General features: G+C 45.8%; 19 protein-coding genes and 2 tRNA genes. 12 read left to right on the forward strand and 9 right to left on the reverse strand.

Annotated features, from left to right (window positions below):
- From ACLHG7_RS01690 to ACLHG7_RS01720, 7 genes are all read right to left on the reverse strand, one after another.
- Nucleotides 1-2,454, reverse strand: a 2,454-nt coding sequence (locus ACLHG7_RS01690) for an ESPR-type extended signal peptide-containing protein (RefSeq protein ID WP_410209354.1), incomplete at its 3' end; no start/stop codon positions are given.
- A gap of 508 nt (nucleotides 2,455-2,962) precedes the next feature.
- Nucleotides 2,963-3,643 (reverse strand): tetratricopeptide repeat protein, encoded by a 681-nt coding sequence (locus ACLHG7_RS01695; protein ID WP_410209355.1) that lies wholly within the window; start codon nucleotides 3,641-3,643, stop codon nucleotides 2,963-2,965.
- Between the two features lie 55 nt (nucleotides 3,644-3,698).
- Nucleotides 3,699-4,124, reverse strand: a complete 426-nt coding sequence (locus ACLHG7_RS01700) for a hypothetical protein (protein WP_410209356.1) — start codon at nucleotides 4,122-4,124, stop codon at nucleotides 3,699-3,701.
- Between the two features lie 26 nt (nucleotides 4,125-4,150).
- Nucleotides 4,151-4,984 carry a ParA family protein gene (locus ACLHG7_RS01705; protein WP_114899511.1) on the reverse strand — a complete coding sequence of 278 codons (834 nt, stop codon included), beginning with the start codon at nucleotides 4,982-4,984 and terminating at the stop codon, nucleotides 4,151-4,153.
- 68 nt (nucleotides 4,985-5,052) lie between these two features.
- Entirely contained in the window at nucleotides 5,053-5,517 is a 465-nt protein-coding gene (locus ACLHG7_RS01710; RefSeq protein WP_410209357.1) for a SirB2 family protein, read from the reverse strand.
- Between the two features lie 105 nt (nucleotides 5,518-5,622).
- Complete coding sequence (locus ACLHG7_RS01715; protein ID WP_410209358.1) at nucleotides 5,623-5,940, reverse strand: BolA family protein; 318 nt, start codon at nucleotides 5,938-5,940, stop codon at nucleotides 5,623-5,625.
- Nucleotides 5,933-6,742, reverse strand: coding sequence for a M48 family metallopeptidase (locus tag ACLHG7_RS01720; RefSeq protein ID WP_410209672.1), 810 nt, complete (start codon nucleotides 6,740-6,742; stop codon nucleotides 5,933-5,935). The genes ACLHG7_RS01715 and ACLHG7_RS01720 overlap by 8 nt, the downstream gene beginning before the upstream one ends.
- 355 nt (nucleotides 6,743-7,097) lie before the next feature.
- Between ACLHG7_RS01720 and ACLHG7_RS01725 the strand changes: the two genes are divergently transcribed.
- From ACLHG7_RS01725 to ACLHG7_RS01760, 8 genes are all read left to right on the forward strand, one after another.
- Nucleotides 7,098-7,173, forward strand: a tRNA-Gly gene (locus ACLHG7_RS01725).
- A gap of 344 nt (nucleotides 7,174-7,517) precedes the next feature.
- Nucleotides 7,518-8,435 carry a 4-hydroxy-tetrahydrodipicolinate synthase gene (gene dapA, locus ACLHG7_RS01730; RefSeq protein WP_410209359.1) on the forward strand — a complete coding sequence of 306 codons (918 nt, stop codon included), beginning with the start codon at nucleotides 7,518-7,520 and terminating at the stop codon, nucleotides 8,433-8,435.
- A 64-nt stretch (nucleotides 8,436-8,499) separates the two neighbouring features.
- Nucleotides 8,500-9,144: a lipoprotein-34 precursor (NlpB) gene (locus ACLHG7_RS01735; RefSeq protein ID WP_410209360.1), complete on the forward strand. Its 645-nt coding sequence runs from the start codon at nucleotides 8,500-8,502 to the stop codon at nucleotides 9,142-9,144.
- A gap of 117 nt (nucleotides 9,145-9,261) precedes the next feature.
- On the forward strand, nucleotides 9,262-9,981 hold the full coding sequence (gene purC, locus ACLHG7_RS01740) for a phosphoribosylaminoimidazolesuccinocarboxamide synthase (protein WP_410209361.1): 720 nt from the start codon (nucleotides 9,262-9,264) through the stop codon (nucleotides 9,979-9,981).
- 97 nt (nucleotides 9,982-10,078) lie between these two features.
- Nucleotides 10,079-10,169: transfer RNA gene (locus tag ACLHG7_RS01745), tRNA-Ser, on the forward strand.
- Between the two features lie 355 nt (nucleotides 10,170-10,524).
- Nucleotides 10,525-11,250 (forward strand): FKBP-type peptidyl-prolyl cis-trans isomerase, encoded by a 726-nt coding sequence (locus ACLHG7_RS01750; RefSeq protein WP_410209362.1) that lies wholly within the window; start codon nucleotides 10,525-10,527, stop codon nucleotides 11,248-11,250.
- Between the two features lie 215 nt (nucleotides 11,251-11,465).
- Complete coding sequence (locus ACLHG7_RS01755; RefSeq protein ID WP_410209363.1) at nucleotides 11,466-12,311, forward strand: metal-dependent hydrolase; 846 nt, start codon at nucleotides 11,466-11,468, stop codon at nucleotides 12,309-12,311.
- A 50-nt stretch (nucleotides 12,312-12,361) separates the two neighbouring features.
- Nucleotides 12,362-13,048 carry a hypothetical protein gene (locus ACLHG7_RS01760; RefSeq protein WP_410209364.1) on the forward strand — a complete coding sequence of 229 codons (687 nt, stop codon included), beginning with the start codon at nucleotides 12,362-12,364 and terminating at the stop codon, nucleotides 13,046-13,048.
- Between the two features lie 16 nt (nucleotides 13,049-13,064).
- Here the strand turns inward: ACLHG7_RS01760 and ACLHG7_RS01765 are convergent, their stop codons facing one another.
- Entirely contained in the window at nucleotides 13,065-14,099 is a 1,035-nt protein-coding gene (locus ACLHG7_RS01765; RefSeq protein WP_410209365.1) for an NAD(P)H-dependent flavin oxidoreductase, read from the reverse strand.
- Nucleotides 14,100-14,361: 262 nt separating this feature from the next.
- On the opposite strand from ACLHG7_RS01765, the gene ACLHG7_RS01770 reads away from it, so the two are divergent.
- On the forward strand, nucleotides 14,362-15,234 hold the full coding sequence (locus tag ACLHG7_RS01770; protein WP_410209366.1) for a class I SAM-dependent methyltransferase: 873 nt from the start codon (nucleotides 14,362-14,364) through the stop codon (nucleotides 15,232-15,234).
- Nucleotides 15,235-15,256: 22 nt separating this feature from the next.
- On the opposite strand, the gene ACLHG7_RS01775 is transcribed toward ACLHG7_RS01770, so the two are convergent.
- A complete protein-coding gene (locus tag ACLHG7_RS01775) occupies nucleotides 15,257-16,021 on the reverse strand; it encodes an AraC family transcriptional regulator (RefSeq protein ID WP_410209367.1) in 765 nt (254 codons plus the stop codon).
- 145 nt (nucleotides 16,022-16,166) lie between these two features.
- On the opposite strand from ACLHG7_RS01775, the gene ACLHG7_RS01780 reads away from it, so the two are divergent.
- The 3 genes from ACLHG7_RS01780 to ACLHG7_RS01790 all read left to right on the forward strand — a co-directional run bounded on the left by ACLHG7_RS01780 (nucleotide 16,167) and on the right by ACLHG7_RS01790 (nucleotide 19,650).
- Nucleotides 16,167-17,372 carry an MFS transporter gene (locus ACLHG7_RS01780; protein WP_410209368.1) on the forward strand — a complete coding sequence of 402 codons (1,206 nt, stop codon included), beginning with the start codon at nucleotides 16,167-16,169 and terminating at the stop codon, nucleotides 17,370-17,372.
- Between the two features lie 154 nt (nucleotides 17,373-17,526).
- On the forward strand, nucleotides 17,527-18,768 hold the full coding sequence (locus ACLHG7_RS01785; protein ID WP_410209369.1) for an MFS transporter: 1,242 nt from the start codon (nucleotides 17,527-17,529) through the stop codon (nucleotides 18,766-18,768).
- Between the two features lie 234 nt (nucleotides 18,769-19,002).
- Complete coding sequence (locus ACLHG7_RS01790) at nucleotides 19,003-19,650, forward strand: TetR/AcrR family transcriptional regulator (protein WP_410209370.1); 648 nt, start codon at nucleotides 19,003-19,005, stop codon at nucleotides 19,648-19,650.
- Nucleotides 19,651-19,765: the final 115 nt, after the last annotated feature.

A 19,765-nucleotide genomic window follows, 5' to 3' on the forward strand; every position in this document is an offset into this window, starting at 1 on the left:
GTTTGTGTTGCTTAAGCCACTTGATACTGAAGATACCGCGCTAGTTGTATCTGACAGACCACTGCTAATCGCAGACACCGAGCTGTTTGTGTTGCTTAAGCCACTTGATACTGAAGATACCGCGCTAGTTGTATCTGACAGGCCACTGCTGATCGCAGACACCGAGCTGTTCGTGTTACTTAAGCCACTTGATACTGAAGATACAGCGCTAGTCGTATCTGACAGACCACTGCTAATCGCAGAGACTGAACTATTGGTGTTACTTAAGCCACTTGATACTGAAGATACCGCACTGGTGGTATCTGACAGACCGCTGCTGATTGAAGACACTGAACTGTTCGTGTTGCTTAAGCCACTAGAGACTGAAGATACCGCACTGGTGGTATCTGACAGACCACTGCTAATCGCAGACACCGAACTATTGGTGTTGCTCAAGCCACTTGATACTGAAGATACAGCGCTAGTCGTATCTGACAGACCGCTGCTGATCGCAGACACCGAGCTGTTGGTATTGCTCAAGCCTGTTGAAACGTTGCTTAAGCCTGAAGATACGCTAGAGACCGCGCTTGTTGTATTGCTTAAGCCTGAAGACACGCTAGAGACTGCACTGGTCGTGTTGCTCAAGCCTGTTGAGACATTGCTCAGACCACTGCTAATTGCAGACACCGAGCTGTTGGTATTGCTCAAGCCTGTTGAAACGTTGCTCAAGCCTGAAGATACGCTAGAGACCGCGCTTGTTGTATTGCTTAAGCCTGAAGACACGCTAGAGACTGCACTGGTCGTGTTGCTTAAGCCTGTTGAGACATTGCTCAAGCCACTGCTGATTGCAGACACCGAGCTGTTGGTATTGCTCAAGCCTGTTGAGACATTGCTCAAGCCACTGCTGATTGCAGACACCGAGCTGTTTGTATTGCTCAAGCCTGTTGAAACATTGCTCAAGCCACTGCTGATTGCAGACACCGAGCTGTTGGTATTGCTCAAGCCCGTTGAAACGTTGCTCAAGCCACTGCTGATTGCAGACACCGAGCTGTTGGTATTACTCAAGCCTGTTGAAACGTTGCTCAAGCCTGAAGATACTGAAGAGACTGCACTTGTTGTATTGCTTAAGCCTGAAGACACGCTAGAGACTGCACTTGTCGTGTTGCTTAAGCCTGTTGAGACATTACTCAAGCCTGATGATACTGAAGATACTGCACTTGTCGTATTGCTCAAGCCAGTCGACACATTGCTTAAACCGCTAGAAACACTGGATACTGCGCTGGTTGTTGTGCTGAGACCGCTGCTAACCGCAGAAACTGAACTAGCGACAGTAGAAAGCTGTTGCACGTTTACCGCGTCAGTTAACTGGGTTCCGCCTGCAAGTCCTGTAATCTGACGAAGTGTAGTACCGCCCGCACTTACATCCACATTACCAGTTGTCGTTCGACTAACACCAGAGAACAACTCAGTTATCGTGCCGCCGGCTCGACTAGCAGATGAACCAGTTCCTAGTCCCACACCACCAACAACACTAGTAGCGGCTCCCATACCAATCGCCACACCGTTCGTAGCAGCGGCTGTAGCCGAGGACTTACCACCCAGAGCAATAGAGTCAGTACCTAATGCTTGAGCACCTAACGTTGTAGCTGAAGATGTCTCTGCCGCACCAGAATATCCACCCAATGCCAAACCACCTGTCGCAGCTTGTGTTCCCGTTCCAACTGCTACACCATTAGTAGCAGTTGCACCAACGTAAGCATTACGACCAACCGCAATTGAACGATCTGCTAACCCTTGTGCCGAACTCTGACTAGTTGCAGTTCCGGCATTGCTATTCCCCGCATTGTTACCACCCCCAATCGCAACTGAAGACAGTCCATTTGCAAACGTATCATTACCAATCGCCGTTGCACCTTGCGCCGCGGGGATATAAGTAATACTTGCTCCACTACCATACCCTGTCGCACCAGCGTGAGCGCCAGAACCCATCGCAATAGCACCATTAGCACCAACATGAGAGTCCTGACCAAAAGCTTGGTTGAAGCCAGATGTACCATTTGCGCCAGGAGCAGATCCGGAACCAAATGCTGTCGCATTGCCACCAATCGCAATCGTATTGCTATCCGCATTATTGGTATTACCGGAAGTAGTCGTTCCGCCGGTTCCGTTACCGATTGCAATAGCACCCGTACCGTTTGCCGTAATGTTACCCGAACTACCAGTGTTAGCATTACCTACAGCATATGCCGCAAAAGCCGAATTCCCCTGCAGGAATACTACACTCACCGCAATAGCAATCAACGATCGCTTTAAAAGTCCGCCTGAAGTGTGATTTTGTTCTTGTTCTCCACCTTCGATACGACTGACACTACTTACCGAAGAATGGCTATTTTTTCCTTGAGCCTTTGTAATTTCGGATACTGCGACCCATGTATTATGCGCCTTGCTCCAAATAACACGATAAATCTTATTCATAAGAAAAAATCCACAAAAAAGTCATAGGGTCGGATCGCGACCAAGGCAAAATTAAGGCAAAAATGGATAAACAAAATCGGGTTCGGTTCAAACTCGACTCTTGCTCAGTCCAAAAAATAAAAAACTATAAAAAAAATACAAAAACCAAACAGTAAAACTTCTCAAGCTTCGGCAAATGACGACAAAAAGAGACTCAATTCACAGTTTGGCATAATTCCATAAGGCGAACTTACAGTCAACATGACATTTCTGACATCTGACCAACGGTTAAAAATCAAGATAATCAAACTAATAATATGATTAATAACGTATTTAATGAATAAAACCGATGTTACATAACACCAACGTATTGAAAATAAATTTTCTTTATCTCTTTTTTATATTAAATTTCATATAGTCGGTCTCAAAAGATCAAATTTTCTTGAAAAATTTATGCAAAAAAAAAGCGCACCGATCAGGTGCGCTTTTTTTGATATTATTAAAAAATATTTCAAATTCGAAGAAAAACTTACTCTGTTTTTTTAGCCAACAGATTGCTTTTATTCAACTTATTAAGCAAAGCAAGATTAGATAATGTGTTTTCATCGTCCGCTTGGCGTTCACTGGCTATGTTTAGCCAATGCTGAGCCTGAATCAAATCTCCTTTCATCAAATACGCGCCGCCAAGATTATTCGGTAAATCCAATATGCTGGGCTCTAACGCCCAGGCTTTAAGCAATGCTTCTATAGCATCCAATCGTAGTGCCAAACGACAACTGCCAAGCAGAAACCAAGCTCCGGCCTCATCGGGTCGTTGTTGACTCCAAAACTCAGCAATCGGCATTGCAAGTTGGTACTGAGCAAAAATAAGAACCATCGCATGGCACCAGCCCAAAGAATCTCCCAATACAGGATGGAGATTAAATGCACGGGCATAGCTGACGATTGCATCTGCCACTTGACCCCGAGCACGAAGCACATACGCCATCTGATAATGGGCCGGAGCAAAATTTGGTGACAAACTGAGTGCATGCTGTACGGATGATAATGCGTAGCTAAGTCGCTTCATTTCTAAAAAAACGCGGCTTTGCATGACCCAGTGTTCAGCCGAAGAAGCGTTTTGATCTAAAGCGATCTGAATTTCATCCAGCGCGGCATTCCATTGCTTCGCCTCAATCAAACCACCTACTTTTTCGCTAAACTCAGACATGCACCACATCCGTAAAATTTAAAATCCGTGATCGTAATAACACATCAGTCATGCACTAAGAAGCAGGGGGTGTTGGCGCCCGCAATATAATGGGGCAACCTTTAAACGTTGCTTGCTGAGCAATCGCATCTCTCTGGCCTAAAAGCTGAGCATAGACAGTTCGAGGACTTGAGGAAGATTGACCCGCACTATAGGACACACTTGGGCTCCATCCCCAGCCATAGCGCCCACCGCCAAATGCACCTAAGCCAAAATTAAATCCAGACCAGATGCTCTTTGGCACCTCGACACCATTGCGTAAGTAAGTATCAACACGGATATATTCAGCATTCAGTTGATTACAGTTCATCGACTGGTAGTTAGTTGGAGATACATAAAGCGGCCGAACAGGTCCAGTTTCACAGCCTGTTATAGCCATGACGACACAGCCTATCGCTATAGCGATCACGCCCCGAGTGCGTTTATTAATAGATTGGCTCATCGTCCGTCATCCTTTCTCAATAATGTCTACCGTGTCACCATTTCATCATATAACTGATTGAAAGCCAATGTCAGTTTATGATCGGGTACCAAATGAATAAGCGGTTGGTTTTTCTGATGAGACTCTTTCATAATCACAGAACTCGGCAACATGCTCGCAAACACTGGTAATCCTTGATCTTTTAGTTCCTGTACAACCTGCTGAGGCAATGACGCACGACTTTGGTACTGATTAACCACAATACCCTCTACTTCAAGGCTCGCATTATGGTCACTCTGTGACTCTGCAACATTCTCAAGCAAGGTCATCAGAGCACGGCTTGAAAACACGTCACAGTCAAAAGGGATCACCACACGCTCAACAGCAATCAGTGCTGACAATGTAAAAAAGTTAAATGCCGGCGGGGTATCGATGAAAACTTCATCAAACTGGCCATCGAGCGCTCGGAGTGCATCGCGTAGCTTAAAAATTTTATGCTTACTTTGCAGCGCATGCTCCATGGCACCAAGCTCAGGGCTTGCTGGAATAACTAATAACCGTTCAAAATTAGATGGATGAATAAAAGCATCAAGACCTTTTTCTTTCTGTTTGAGCAGATTTCCTAGGCCACCCATCAATCCTTTATTAGGTGTTGCAGACAAGATTTCTTCGAAGAAGTTACCAATATTCGGCTCTAAAACAGGGTTATTTTGACCATGCGTTGCCTTCTCACCCAGTAAATACTGGCTGGAGTTGCACTGTGGATCAAGATCAATCACGAGTGTACGTTTACCCCGTGCAGCAGCAATCGCAGCTAAATTTACGGTAATACTCGACTTACCGACCCCACCTTTTTGATTAAAGATCACCCGACGCATCACACACTCCCTGACTGATACCGCATAAATGAGAAATTACAAATACATAAGAGATCAAAACAACGAATACTTTAATGAGTCGACTGGATTTCAGTGCTCGCACTACCCACTATAGGTTGATTAATACCGCTCGTGAGCACATATCCCCACGGCTTCATCACCACGAGATAGATAATCAAACCATAGCAAATTGCCGCCCCTGCTAAACCTACATTCTGCAGCGTAACAGAGCTTTTAGCTCGAAAAGCAAGGACAGAAAAAACAATCGCGAAGACAAAGACTGCTATTTTGACCAATAACCAATGCGGATAAAATGACGGAAGTTGTGAAAGCAACCACAGCCCCGTAATAATCAAAACCGTCCATGTCACATGCCCAAGTATCTTGATCAATTTTCCAAGACCCGTGACATTAGTCACCACATCGGCCTCCGCACGACCGGCGATACTGCGTCTTTTAAGTAGCAACATCGCCTGAATCAGAAACAACAATATGGTCAGCGATGCGGCTGTCATATGAATAATTTTGATCAGCACTTCAAAGTCCTCCTCACATCGTGAATGATTGAACCACCTCAATCACATCCCGTGTGAAACATGGGTGTTATAACATGATTATTTAAGGACTTATGAATCCTTTGTTTAATTGTGTGCACAATTCGGACTATCTACAGACTGTCCCTCCCACTCATCAGGCGCATAGGCATGAATTGCTAAAGCATGAATCTTGCCAACCGACAAAAGATCTCCTGCTGCAGCATAGACCTTTTGATGGCGCTGTACTGCACGTAGCCCATCAAAGATAGGACTGACGATGGTTAGCTTAAAGTGACTTTCTTTCCCGGGGTAATAACCGCCATGACCTTGTGATTCATTGACGACATCAAGGAGCAATGGCGTAAGCGTGCCCATACGCTCTTTTAATAATTGCTGCACGGGTGCATCGATGACATCAACCATAACGGCGTCCTGGATTTAATGTAGCTTGATATAAAGGCATAACACGCGGTAACAAGGCCTGAATATGCGCATAGCGCTCTGCTGTCGGGGGGTGAGTGCTTAGGAATTTTGGCGGAGCACTAGTACTTGCCGCACCCATCTTTTGCCACAGTGATAATGCACTTTGAGGATTATACCCTGCGCGTGCCATAAGCTCTAAACCTAAAGTATCCGCTTCCGCTTCTTGCGCACGACTATGCGGTAAATCTAGCCCCACTTGTGCGGCCATGCCCACTGCTTGTGTTGCACCATCAGACAAACCGACAGCAGCAGCCAGAATACCCAAGCCTAAGCCTTGGGCCATATCCCGTGAAGCTTGCTCCCGTCCGTGCTCGCGCAGTGCATGTGACATTTCGTGCCCCATGATCGCTGCAATCTCATCATCCGTTAAATTCAAGCGATTAATAATGCCTGTATAAAACAGAATTTTCCCACCAGGCATACAACTCGCATTGAGTTGATCACTATTGACCAGATGGACTTCCCATTGCCAATTTTTAACATCTGGACGAAAGCGCGGGGTCTGGGCTATCAATCGATTAGCGATATTTCGCAGACGTTGGACCTGTGCAGCATTGGTATCCAGCACACCCTTTTGACGTGCCTCAGCGATGATTTGCTGATACTGCTGACTTGAAGCGGCATTGATTTCATCACTAGAAACCAGCATAAACTGACGACGATCAACACCCGTAGCACCTAACTGTGTCGTACTCGAACAGCCAGTTAAACCCGCTAAACACAGCGCCAAGGTCATATGCATAAGCGTACGATGCTTCGAGTGCTTTTCTTTTGGTGGCAAAAATTTTGTTGGTCGCAACAACATCTATCTCTCCGAAAAACCACATTGGATTGAAAATTTTAATCGACACCAGTATGAGTCGTTGTATTTTCTATATTGCAATGCCCCGATTCTACAGCAAAGCAAACCACACGCGGAATGTCTTAGAACATCAATCAAACAGTATGTTTTAAATCATGAAACTAAAAGACTGAAGAGATTTTGCTTAAAATCCATGCACCCCAACCCTATGCTGATCATTTTTTGAAACATTAGCGCAAGCAAATGTTAACTTTTCTTGACACCGCCTGATTAATCGCTAGAATAGCCACACTTCGCGGGAATAGCTCAGTTGGTAGAGCACAACCTTGCCAAGGTTGGGGTCGAGAGTTCGAGTCTCTTTTCCCGCTCCAAATTATGTAATTTATTGTTTTGTTGTTAAATTAATATATTTTAATAGCAATTCAAAAAAATGATTCATCAAAAAAAGCCAGACTCATGTTCTGGCTTTTTTTGTTTTATTCCGTCGTTTTTAATTAAAAACTATTTTTAAAAATTGCGTATAATCCCGTACCTAATTGCGAATAGACCCCTCGGGTCATATCGTGTCGTGATGGCCATCAACGACATCACTCGCTAAACAAGATAGATCATCGTTATATCGTTTGATATTGCAGCTTTATCTGGCTGCTATTCACCGCATAAAACCGATGAGGCTACAAATCCGTTTTAATTATCAAAATGCAGGAGTGGTGACATGTCATCGCAAGGTAATACATCACGAATTCAAGGCTCAATTGTCGCCATTGTTACACCTATGCACGAAGACGGATCACTCGACTTTGACTCACTGACACGTTTGGTTGAATGGCATATTGCCGAAGGAACAGATGGTATCGTCGCAGTAGGCACAACCGGTGAATCGGCAACACTTGATGTCGTCGAACATGCCAGCGTGATTGAACATGTGATTAAAGTTGCCGCTGGTCGCATCGCGATTATCGCAGGGACTGGCGCGAACTCAACGCGTGAAGCGATTGAACTGACCCAGACTGCAAAGAAATTAGGCGCAGATGCCGCCCTCCTCGTCACTCCTTATTACAACAAACCTACACAAGAAGGCCTCTATCAGCATTATCGCACAATCGCTGAAGCCGTTGATTTACCACAAATGCTTTACAATGTTCCCGGTCGTACTGGCGTTGACATGCATAATGATACGGCGATTCGCTTGGCGACCGTAGATGGCATATTTGCGATCAAAGACGCCACGGGTGATTTAGTGCGCGGGCAAGATCTTATTACCCGTTTGAAAGCACTTCCCAATGGTGGCATTGATGTATTTTCTGGTGATGATGCAACAGCTTGGCGTTTAATTGGCATGGGCGCAAAGGGTAATGTTTCTGTGACAGCCAATGTTGCGCCACGCATCATGCACGAAATTTGTAGCGCTGCATTGACGGGTAATGCCGCGCTTGCAGAGCAGTTGAATGCCCAAATTGCCATTCTTCATCAAGTTTTATTCTGTGAATCCAACCCGATTCCTGTGAAATGGGCGCTCACTGACATGGGTAAAATTCCGCTGGGATTACGTTTACCATTGACCGTTCTAGCAAATGAATTTCAGCCTCGCGTTCACGCAGCACTGCTTGAATCTGGCGTTTTGTCTCGCTAGGATTGCAGTTTGATCGGATCCAAGACGGAACGATCAATCCCACATATATATGAGAGACGCTATTATGCTGCAACGTGGTCTAGGTTTGAATAACAAGTCGAATCGCTTCGCAAAGCTGCTGGCTGTATCAGGTATGGTTGCCATCGCCTGTGCAGGTTGTAGCCGCCTCAGTGTCAGCAATGGTTCGATGGATTACAAAAGTGCACATAGCATTCCACCGATCCAAGTTCCTGCGGCCATTCAAACCAGGCAAATCGCCCCACTCTATCCTGTCCCTGCGATTCCAGAAAACGCTGCATCAGAGAAGCTGGTGCTGAGCAATGCGAAAGGAAATCGTTTTGCATTGCCTAAGCCACAGCCTCTAGACCCAAGTAGCATCCCACCAGATCAACTCGGCGTCGGTGCACCTTCAGCACCAGTATTGGTTGTCGATGGTAACGGCTTCCCGATTCTAAAGATTGAGGGTGATGCACCCAAAATCTGGGACGTCATGAACCGTACCTTGAGTGTGGCAAATGTGAATGTTGCGAACCGTAATACTGCTGCAAATCGTTTTGATGTTGTGATCGACAATACCACCTATCAATTACGTTTAGGTCGGATTGGTAATACCACGACAGTGACACTGCAAAAACCTGATGACTCTCTAGCTGACAAAGCAATTGCTACTGATCTTCTGGACAAAATCACTCAAAATTGGGCAGGATAATCCTTCTGCTCAGTTGATCACTTGAAACTGGTCGGAAAATGAATGTTCGATTTATTTCTTTGATTTAAAATACCGTTACACTACTTCTTAAAACCCGCTTCTATTGGATCATGATTCATGCAAAAACAAGCACTACTGTACACAGGGAAAGCCAAATCCGTCTATGAATCAGCTGACGCTGATCGCTTGATTTTGGTGTTTCGTGACGACACGTCAGCCTTTGATGGCAAACGTGTTGAACAACTAGCACGCAAAGGCCGCGTCAATAACCTGTTCAATGCATTTATTATGCAAAAGCTTGCGGATGCAGGAATTCCGACCCATTTTGAAAAACTGTTAACACCGGACGAAGTTCTGGTAAAGCGCTTGGACATGATTCCGGTCGAATGCGTGATTCGTAACTATGCAGCGGGTAGTCTTTGCCGTCGCCTCGGCATCGAAGAAGGTCGCGAACTCACCCCACCAACTTTCGAATTGTTCTATAAAGATGACTCTTTGGGTGATCCTATTGTTAATGAATCGGTTGCCATTACTTTGGGTTGGGCGACTGCAGAACAGCTTGCTAAGATGAAAGAATTGACCTACCAAGTTAATGAAGTACTCAAAGCACTGTTTGATCAAGGCAATATGATGCTGGTCGACTTCAAACTTGAATTTGGCGTGTTTCATGGTCAGATCGTATTGGGCGATGAGTTCAGTCCCGATGGTTGCCGCCTGTGGGACAAAGACAGCAAGAAGAAACTCGACAAAGATCGCTTCCGCCAAGGTCTAGGCGATGTTGTTGAAGCTTATGAAGAAGTCGCGCAGCGTATTGGTGTTGATTTAAGCGGCATCTAAGCCGCAGCGCTATTCTTTGTTTTCTTAGACTATTCAAATCACCTGTATGGGAATAGTCTTGTGTTTGTGCATTTGGCAGAATAGAATGCACGCCGTCGGAGAGGTGGCAGAGTGGTTGAATGTACCGGACTCGAAATTCGGCGTAGGGTTCGCCCCTACCGAGGGTTCGAATCCCTCCCTCTCCGCCAATAAATTCTAAAATACACAAATATTTGAAAGTACCCTCAAGCCTCCACTGATCGTGGGGGCTTTTTTACATGTAATCGCACAGTTACAACAACCCTTTATTAGATTTGACACAAATCATCACTATACTCGACAGGCTGAACTGCACGACTATACGCCATGCACGTTCAATCGTACGGGCTTAAGGACTACGCCTGTACGACAAGTAGCAGACCCATCAAGCCATGCTTAGGTATCCTTGCTGCGTCACCCCCGAACGACACAGCAAGATCACGTCGTTTTTAATCAATATTCCTACTGCGCACGTCACCGTCTACTTAAGATGGCGCCACGCTAAACTATGCTATGAGATCCATAATGCAAAAGAAAATCGTTGCTCTAACCACACTCACCACTGCCCTATTTCTGACCGCCTGTAATGACAAGAAGCCAGCGACGCTGGATACCGACAACGCAAAATTTAGCTATGCCGTCGGAACTCAGTTGGGCGAAAAGATGACCACAACCAAAACCCATATTGATCTGAATGCGCTTAACGCCGGGATTGACGATGCCTTTAACGGTAAGCCACAAAAACTGGATGAGGCAGCTAAGCAGGCGATCTTTACCAAAGTGATGCAGCAAATTTCACAAGAACAAGTTGCCGATCAACAAAAGAAATCGGAAAAAAATAAAACCGATGGTACGGCTTTCCTCGCTGACAATGCAAAAAAACCAGGTGTGAAAGTCACGGCAAGTGGTTTGCAATATCTTGTTGAAAAAGAAGGGACTGGAGCCCACCCGACCGCGAATGATGAAGTCACCATCAACTATCGTGGTTCATTGATCGATGGTACCGAATTCGACAGCTCATACGCACGTCATGAACCAGCCACATTCCCTGTGGGCAGTGTGATTCCTGGCTTCTCTGAAGGACTCAAACTCATGACACCGGGCGCGAAGTACAAGTTCTTTATCCCTTCATCCATTGCTTATGGTGAAGCGGGTGCAGGTCCAAAAGTAGGTCCAGATTCAACGTTGATTTTTGAAGTAGAGTTGATCTCTGCTAAACCTGCTGGCGCACAGGCATTGCCGCCGCACTAAGTGAGTCTCTCTGCTCTCACTTGGGCGACATAGAGATGCGTACGAAAACATAAAGCCGAGCCTAAGACTCGGCTTTATGTTTTTCATCACAAGCTCATCAAGCGTGGACTGGCAAAAATGACAAGTGCTTTTGATACATACTGACAACGTATTATGTCAGTTTTTAGGTATGATAAAGCATATGCATCTCAACGATGCACAAGGAGGATCTGGTCGTGAATACTGTCGTACATGATATTACTGTCAGACATCAAAAATTTTCTTTTGATGGACTCAAGAAATACTACTTTAGCAAGAATCCCTTCTTGACCCATTATCTCTCTGTGCTATCACTCACCTTTCCTGAAGGCGAACGAATGTTTGTTCATAGCGTACGTGCTGTCCGCGATCGCATCACCGATCCAATCTTACAAAAAGAAGTCTCTGCGTTTATCGGACAAGAGGCGATTCACGGCAATGTGCATGAAGCCTTTAACACTTATGTCCAGAAAAATCTGGGTGTAAAAACCCAAAAATATCAGAAAGAGATCTTTAACCAGATTAAACAGGCTAAAGAAAAAATTCCGAAAAAGCACCTTCTGGCCATGACCTGTGGCTTTGAACATTTAACTGCAATTCTGGGCGAGCATATGCTGGCTCATCCCGAAGAGTTTGATGATCTAGATCCTATTGTTCGCCCGATGTGGTTTTGGCATGCGCTTGAAGAAACGGAGCATAAGGCTGTCGCTTTTGATGTCTACCAGCACGTCTATCATGATGAAGAAACTCGCCTGCGTATGATGAAAATCATTACCCGTATTTTCATTGTTCGTATCCTGATGATGACCGTCATGATTTCACTCAAAGACAAGAATGCCCGCTTTAATGTGCGTAAGAATGCCATTGCCCTGAAACGTTTAGGCAGTATTGTTCGCAGCATCACGCCGGCCTATAAAGCTTATTTCGCACCCACGTTTCACCCCAATGATCGTGATACGACGGCCTTGACTAAAGCATGGCGGGCGCGCTTATTTCCGAGTGGCAATGAGCAAATGACTGCGATCTATGACAGAGCCTCATAAGATGCTTAAGCGACAACGATCTACCCCAAACGAACGACTATTGAGCTACTATGAGTATTGCCCCACCATTTTTTGCTAGCGCACTCCAAGCCCGAATTCCCTTGGAGCTCGAAATCCTGTATCAATCTTCAAGAACTGGGGTTACTGATGCCGATAAGCTGTTAGGGATTGAGCTGTTAATCGAAGCCTATTGTGATCTGATTGATACGTGCTTTGTGGGTTTGATTAATGAGATCCAGCGTCACCATGACTCCAAAGACTTAAACGAAGCGCATCGTATTCTGGATGAGATTAAAGACAAAGCTCGCCATTATTTACGCTGGATTGCAGCGTTTATTGCGAAAGACCGCCTGCCTCCTGTGATCAAACATTTTTATCAATTGATGCATCAATTGGATATCAATGGCTCGAAACAAGCGTTTATGGCATTCAACTTGACGCCCAGCTTAGCCGCAGAGATTAAACAGGTCGTCGCTGCGCTTGAGGATGACAGCGCAACTGATTTTAACAATGCAATAGAAATGTTGATTCGCGTCATTGACGAGGCTCTAATCCCACTGGTGATCGAACCTAAAAATCTGATGAAATTTAACTTCATCGTGAATAAAACACTCGATGGCGTGATCGCTCTGGTCCGTGCGCTCTTTAAACGCATGCTGCGTAAATTGGCTCCCAAATTGCCACAACAGTTATATCCGCAGATTGCGACTCATTTAAAAACTTTTTTAATCGTTTAATAAAGTTTTAAAGCGATTATAGATTCAGGCGCCCGATGGCTTCCCACCCTGCCCGTGCATCGGATACAGTTCGTTCGATCAAAGCACTTACCGTAGGCATATCATGAATCAGACCTTGTGACTGCCCAATAAACTGCATACCTTGGTTAAGATTACCTTGCTGAGTGGCGGCCTTTAACCGAGGTACCGCAGCACCAAAGCATGCCAGTAAGCGGATCTGCTTGGGTTCCATGATTAAACCTGCAAAGATCTTCCACAAGGAAATATTCAATTGCAACGCCGCCCGGCATGCTTGCCATGCCGTCATCACAAAGGGCATCGGACTTTTCGTCAATCGCTCAGCAGTCGACGTTTGCATATAGCGCGCTGGTAGGCCATCAAAATGTGGGGAATAAATCGTGTCATGCTGATCGCGCTCCAGCACCGCTTGTTTGGTCGCCGCATGCAAAGGACTTTCCTGACAGGTTGCAAAGCGGGAACCCATAGCAATCGCATCCGCCCCTAAAGCCAAAGCGGCAAGTAAACCTCGATGATCGGCAAAACCACCACAGCCAATCAGCGGAATTTTGATCTGATCGGCTAATGCAGGAATGAGTACCAATGTACTCACCGCACCACCATGTGCCGCAGCTTCATGCCCTGTCACGAGTAAGGCATCTACCCCTTGCGCCTCTGCCGCTAATGCATGCTTGGCCGTGGTCACGGTCGCAATCACTTTTCCCCCATAGGCATGACAGCGCTCAATGAGCCAATCACCTTTCCCTAATGAAAAATTAATCACTGGTACCTTAAGTTCGACCGCAACCTTGGCATTATCCGTCGCACCGGGCATCAGTAATGCACAGTTCACCCCAAAAGGCTTATCAGTCAACTCGCGCACCCGCTGTATGGCCTGCCGTGTTTCTTCAACTGACAATGAACCCAAGGCCAGGATGCCCAAGCCTCCCGCATTGCTCACAGCAGCGACAAGCTCGGGAGTTGAAATCCAGCTCATTCCAGGCAGAATAATGGGATAGCGAATATTGAGTAATGTCGTAATGCGTGTATTCATAAATATTTGCCAAGGTTAAAAGTATTGACGATACGAAAGGTCGGTGGCACCCGGTTCTTGACTGAGCAGAATGATGTAACCATAACGCTATTCTCATCGATATCCATTTGCAGATTGCATCAATTGACACCTTCTTTTGTTGCAAGATGCACTGTACAACGCGCAATCCCTCCTGTAAAACAAAGCAGCCATTAAGCAATTGATATTTCAAATATCGATTGCCTATTCACAAACAGCCAAATGATGATAAGAGTGTATCGCGATGAAAGCAGGACAACGCAGTCGAACAGCAGATGGCGCCGCCGCTTTGCGCGCCAGCCATACCTTATATGCCAAAGAGCCCTTATTTTCTGATCCTTATGCGCTAGCGCTCACAAGCTCGGGCTGGCAAAAAATTATTCGCCACCCACTCCTGCACCGCTTCACTTTACCTCGTCGCTTAAACCCTGTAGGCCTTCTGATTGGACAAGTCGTGGGACGTGCACGTTTTGCCGAGGATCAACTGGAACTCGCGATTAAACACGGTGTAAAGCAGTTTGTTCTCGTCGGTGCAGGCTTGGATTCTTTTGTACTGCGTAAGGGGCATGACTTCCCCGAACTACAGGTTTTTGAAGTCGATCACCCTGATACGCAAGCAGGTAAGAAATCCCAATTGGCAAAGCTGGGTGATATTCCCAATAATGTAGAGTTTGTACCAATTAACTTTGAGCAGGAGTCGATTGCGCATGCTTTAAATCGAAGTACGTATCAGCGCGATCAGATTGGATTTTTTTCTTGGCTAGGAACGACACACTACCTCGAACCACAAACAACGCTCAATACCCTCAAAGCCATCGCCGAATATGCTGCTGCGGGTAGTGAAGTGGTGTTTGATTACTCAATCCCCTATCAACGCCTTAAAGGCTTTGAAAGATTGGGGAGTTATGCGCTGTCTCATTTCACCGACTCCATGAGCGAACCCTTGATCGGGCAGTTTATTCCTGAAATCCTGCACCAGACTCTAGACTTAATGGGCTTTGAAGTATTGGAAGACCTATCTGGAAGTGAACAGGATGCACGTTACTTTCAGCAGCGCACCGACTATGTCCGGGCAACGGCGGCGACCCATCTCATTCACATCCGCCTCAGAGCTTAAAAATAAATAGTTGGGGACTGTATCAATCAAAGAACTGACTGGGCGGCATGCCAAATTGCCGCTTAAACATCGCCGCGAAAGCACTCTGACTGCTATAGCCGAGTCCCAAAGCCACCGTCAGCACTTTTTCACCTTGTGCTAAGCGCTCCAGTGCAGCAAGCAAACGAATTTGCTGGCGCCATTGCCCAAATGTCATACCGGTTTCTTTGCTAAATAATCGGTGGATGGTTTTTGGGGTGATATGCAAACGTTCCGCCCAGATTTCGACTGTTGTCGCATCATCGGGGTTCAGGGTCAGCGCCGTCGTTATAACTTTCAGCCTAGTATCATGTGGATTAGGCAGTTGTAGTGTCAGCGATTGAACATCTTTAATCTCATCAAGCAATAACTGCATCAGATGCCCAGCACGAGAGTCTGGCTCATAAGGCAAAGACACCTCAATCGCGCTCAACAATAACTCGCGTAACAAAGGTGATATTCCCACCACCTTACAAGCACCAAACAAGTCCGGTGCAGCATCTGGACGGATATATGCGGTACGCATCTGCACTTCACCGATCATCCGCACCCAATGCTCGACATGCGGTGGCATCCATACGCCTCGGGTAGGTGGCACAATCCATTGTCCCTGATCAGTTCCGATCAACATCACGCCACGCACAGCATGGATAAGCTGTGCATGGGGATGATGGTGACGGTGAGTCATATAGCCATGGGGATAATCCATAGCCATCGCAGTAACCGGCAGACTGCTTTGATGAAATAATTTATATCGCTCATTGATCACTGATGACTCCAGACACCCAATAGTTTTGTAACCAGTAGTTCGATTTTATGTATAAATAAAGTAATATCTTTATTGTTGGCATGGATTCCTAAAATTAAGTCTAACGGATATTTCTGATTAATCCGATGCTACTGATTGAGATTCTATGAAAGTTGTTGACGGTGTACCTACCGTATCTAATAAGCACAAAAGCTTTCCCTTTCAAATTCTTGGTGTAGTCTGTACAGCTCACTTTATTAATGATGTTCTTCAATCCCTATTATTGGCAATCTACCCGGTTTTGAAGGGAACCTTTCATTTGAGCTTCGCACAAATGGGGTGGCTAACGCTCATTCACCAAATGACGACTTCACTGCTTCAACCCATGGTCGGCATCTATACCGATAAGCACCCAAAACAATATGCAATGGCATTTGGTCTTGCAATTACGATTATCGGTATCTGTGTCTTATCTGTTGCCAATAGCTATGACCTGTTGATTATTGCCGCAGTATTGATGGCGATGGGTTCATCGATTCTACATCCTATTGCCGCTCATGCAGCGTCGTTGGCATCTGGAAAAAGACAAGGTCTGGCTCACTCTGTTTTCCAAGTTGGCGGTAATATTGGAACCGCAATAGGCCCCTTATTTGCCGCTGCGATTATTGTCAGCCATGGCCAAACCAGCCTCATATGGTTTGGGCTCATAGCGGTGCTGATCCTGCCGCTCTTACTCAAAGTCGGTTCATGGTATAAAGAAACTCAGCTCTTTCATACCACCAAGCCGCCTGTAATTAACAAAGTATCCGGATTACCAAAACGCTCCGTACAGATCGGATTATTTATTTTAGTGTTAATGATCTTTTCAAAGTTCTTTTATATCAGTAGTTTTACCAGTTACTACACCTTCTATCTGATAGCCAAATTTCAGATTCCTGTTGCACTCTCGCAGGTCTATCTGTTTGCCTTTTTATTTGCTGTCGCCATTGGCATTCTCTGTGGTGGACCTCTCGGTGATAAAATTGGCCGCAAAAACCTCATTTGTTTATCGATCTTAGGCGCAGGTCCCTTTACCTTGATGCTGCCTTATGCCAGCCTCTTTTGGACAGGCATTTTAAGTGTCATCATCGGTTTTACCATCTCCTGTGCATTCCCGACGATTATTGCTTTTGCACAAGAATTGGTTCCCAATAAAACAGGTGCGGTACTGGGCATCATGTATGGACTTGCATTTGGGATGGGGGGTGTCAGCGCGGCGCTTTTAGGTGAACTCGCCGATCATTGCGGCATTATTTATGTCTACTCCCTCTGCTCATTTCTCCCCATACTCGGGTTATTTGCACTCAGACTCCCAGACCTCAAAAATCGATAACCCAGCCATCGCTAGCAGAACGCTAAAGTGATAACCAAGAATCCCCTTATATTACTGCATTAAACCATGTCACTTTCTCGATATATATAGCCATATTCTCTCAAGAATGGCGAAGACTGGCAGCGTATGATTCAGTCACGAATCCATTACTGCCTTGTTTAAAGCTATTGAGATGTTTATGAACATGATGAACACCGCACAGAGTCAGCCTCAAACCGCGAATCAGACGGGATTTCGCGTGCTGGGTGCTATCAGTTTTACCCACTTTCTCAATGATATGTTGCAATCCTTGTTGCTTGCGATTTATCCAATTTTGAAGGGGTCATTTCATCTCAGCTTTGCCCAAATTGGTCTGGTGACCTTTACCTATCAGATTACCGCATCCCTGCTGCAACCGATTGTGGGTGCCTATACGGATAAACATCCAAAGCCATATTCTCTGGCTTTCGGGATGACCTCAACCATGACTGGCATTCTGCTCTTGGCCTTTGCCCAGAACTTTGCCATGTTGCTGGTTGCGGCGGTTTTTATGGGAACGGGTTCTTCGATTTTCCACCCCGAGTCTTCACGCGTTGCACGTCTGGCTTCGGGTGGTCAGCATGGTTTGGCGCAGTCAATCTTTCAAGTCGGTGGTAACGTCGGTAGTGCGGTCGGTCCACTGTTAGCTGCTCTGTTGGTCGTTCCTCATGGGCAAAGCAGTGTCGGCTGGTTTGCGTTTGCTGCACTTACAGGCATAGCCATCTTGTGGAAAATCGGTGATTGGTACAAAGAAAAACAGCGCGTGCTTGCCTCTAAGCCAAAAGCGATTGCCCCTGTATCGACGCTACCCAAACGCACAGTCATGATTGCTATGACTACTCTAATGTTCTTGGTATTTTCTAAATACTTTTACTTAAGCAGCTTAACCAGTTATTACACCTTCTACTTGATTGAGAAGTTTCATTTGTCTGTCCAGAGTGCTCAGATCTATCTGTTTGTGTTCTTAGGTGCGGTCGCTGCTGGAACTATTCTGGGTGGTCCAATTGGGGATCGGATTGGACGCAAGCAGGTTATTTGGGTCTCCATTCTTGGCGTTGCGCCCTTTACGATGATGCTGCCTTATGCAGACTTGATGTGGACAGGTATCCTGAGTGTAATTATCGGATTTACACTAGCTTCTGCTTTCCCCGCCATTATTGTTTATGCCCAAGAGCTGATGCCCAATAAAGTTGGACTGGTCTCAGGACTATTCTTTGGCTTTGCCTTTGGCATGGGTGGGATCAGTGCGGCGGTATTAGGCAAGTTTGCAGACCTTTACGGCATTGAATATGTCTATCGCCTGTGTGCGTTCTTGCCTTTCATTGGCTTACTCGCGATTTTCTTGCCCAATATGCATCGCACAAGATCAAAAGCTTAATAGATAAGCTAGCACTCTTGCTTGTGCAAATTTGCACAGCAAGGGTGAAAGATTGGGGAGTTTAAAAGCCCCTTTAAATCCTCTAGTCTTACGAATAATTTTTGGCGCTATATCACTTTGAATCAAACTGATAGCTAATCTACTTGGTTCAGAATTGAATGTTTTTGTGATTTTTTGTAATACGACTGATTCGTGATATTGTACCTACTAGTATGTATGCTAGAGTATTTTTTGATGAAATCCACAGTATCTGATCACCCCGCAAAACCTGATTTAAATAGTAAAGAAGGTGATTCCCGCGAGCGCCTGATTGCCAGTACACGAGAACTGCTCTGGAGTCGCGGTTATATCGGAACGAGCCCAAGCGCGATTCAAGAGCGCTCAGGTGTAGGTCAAGGCAGTATGTACCATCATTTCAAAGGGAAACCTGAGCTAGCGCTTGCGGCTATTGAACGAAATGTTGAAGAATTGATGCATGTTGCCGAATCGCGATTTGCAAGTCAGGGAACTGCCATTGAACGGATTAGCGCTTATCTCCATGCACCACGTGATGCGATGCGCGGTTGCCAAGCAGGACGTCTCGTTCAAGATCCGGATGTGATTGCCAGTCCCGAATTACGCAAGCCTTTAACTGACTTATTTGAATTTGTACGTGTGCAATTGGCCAAGATACTCAGTACAGGCATAGAAGGCGGTGAGTTTGATCCAGGTTTAGACCCCATCGCTACCGCAGACATGATTGCTGCCGTTATACAGGGCGGCTATGTCCTAGCCCGAGTTTCAGGTGATGCGGCACCGTTTAATCGAGCCATTGCTGCCGCCATCGACATGCTGAAAAATCGTGCCGAACTTGCGCAATTGCAACGTGCGGCAACAATTTAAACAGCGTTAAAAGCCATTGAACTATTTCTCTATCGGGCGATTTCAGAGGGATCTGATCAGCCAGTCATTGCTTTACATCAATGTCATTGTTCAGTTCATGGACTGATTTTTTTGC

Origin of the sequence: Aquirhabdus sp. (assembly GCF_046462495.1) — a bacterium.
Classification (GTDB): domain Bacteria; phylum Pseudomonadota; class Gammaproteobacteria; order Pseudomonadales; family Moraxellaceae; genus Aquirhabdus.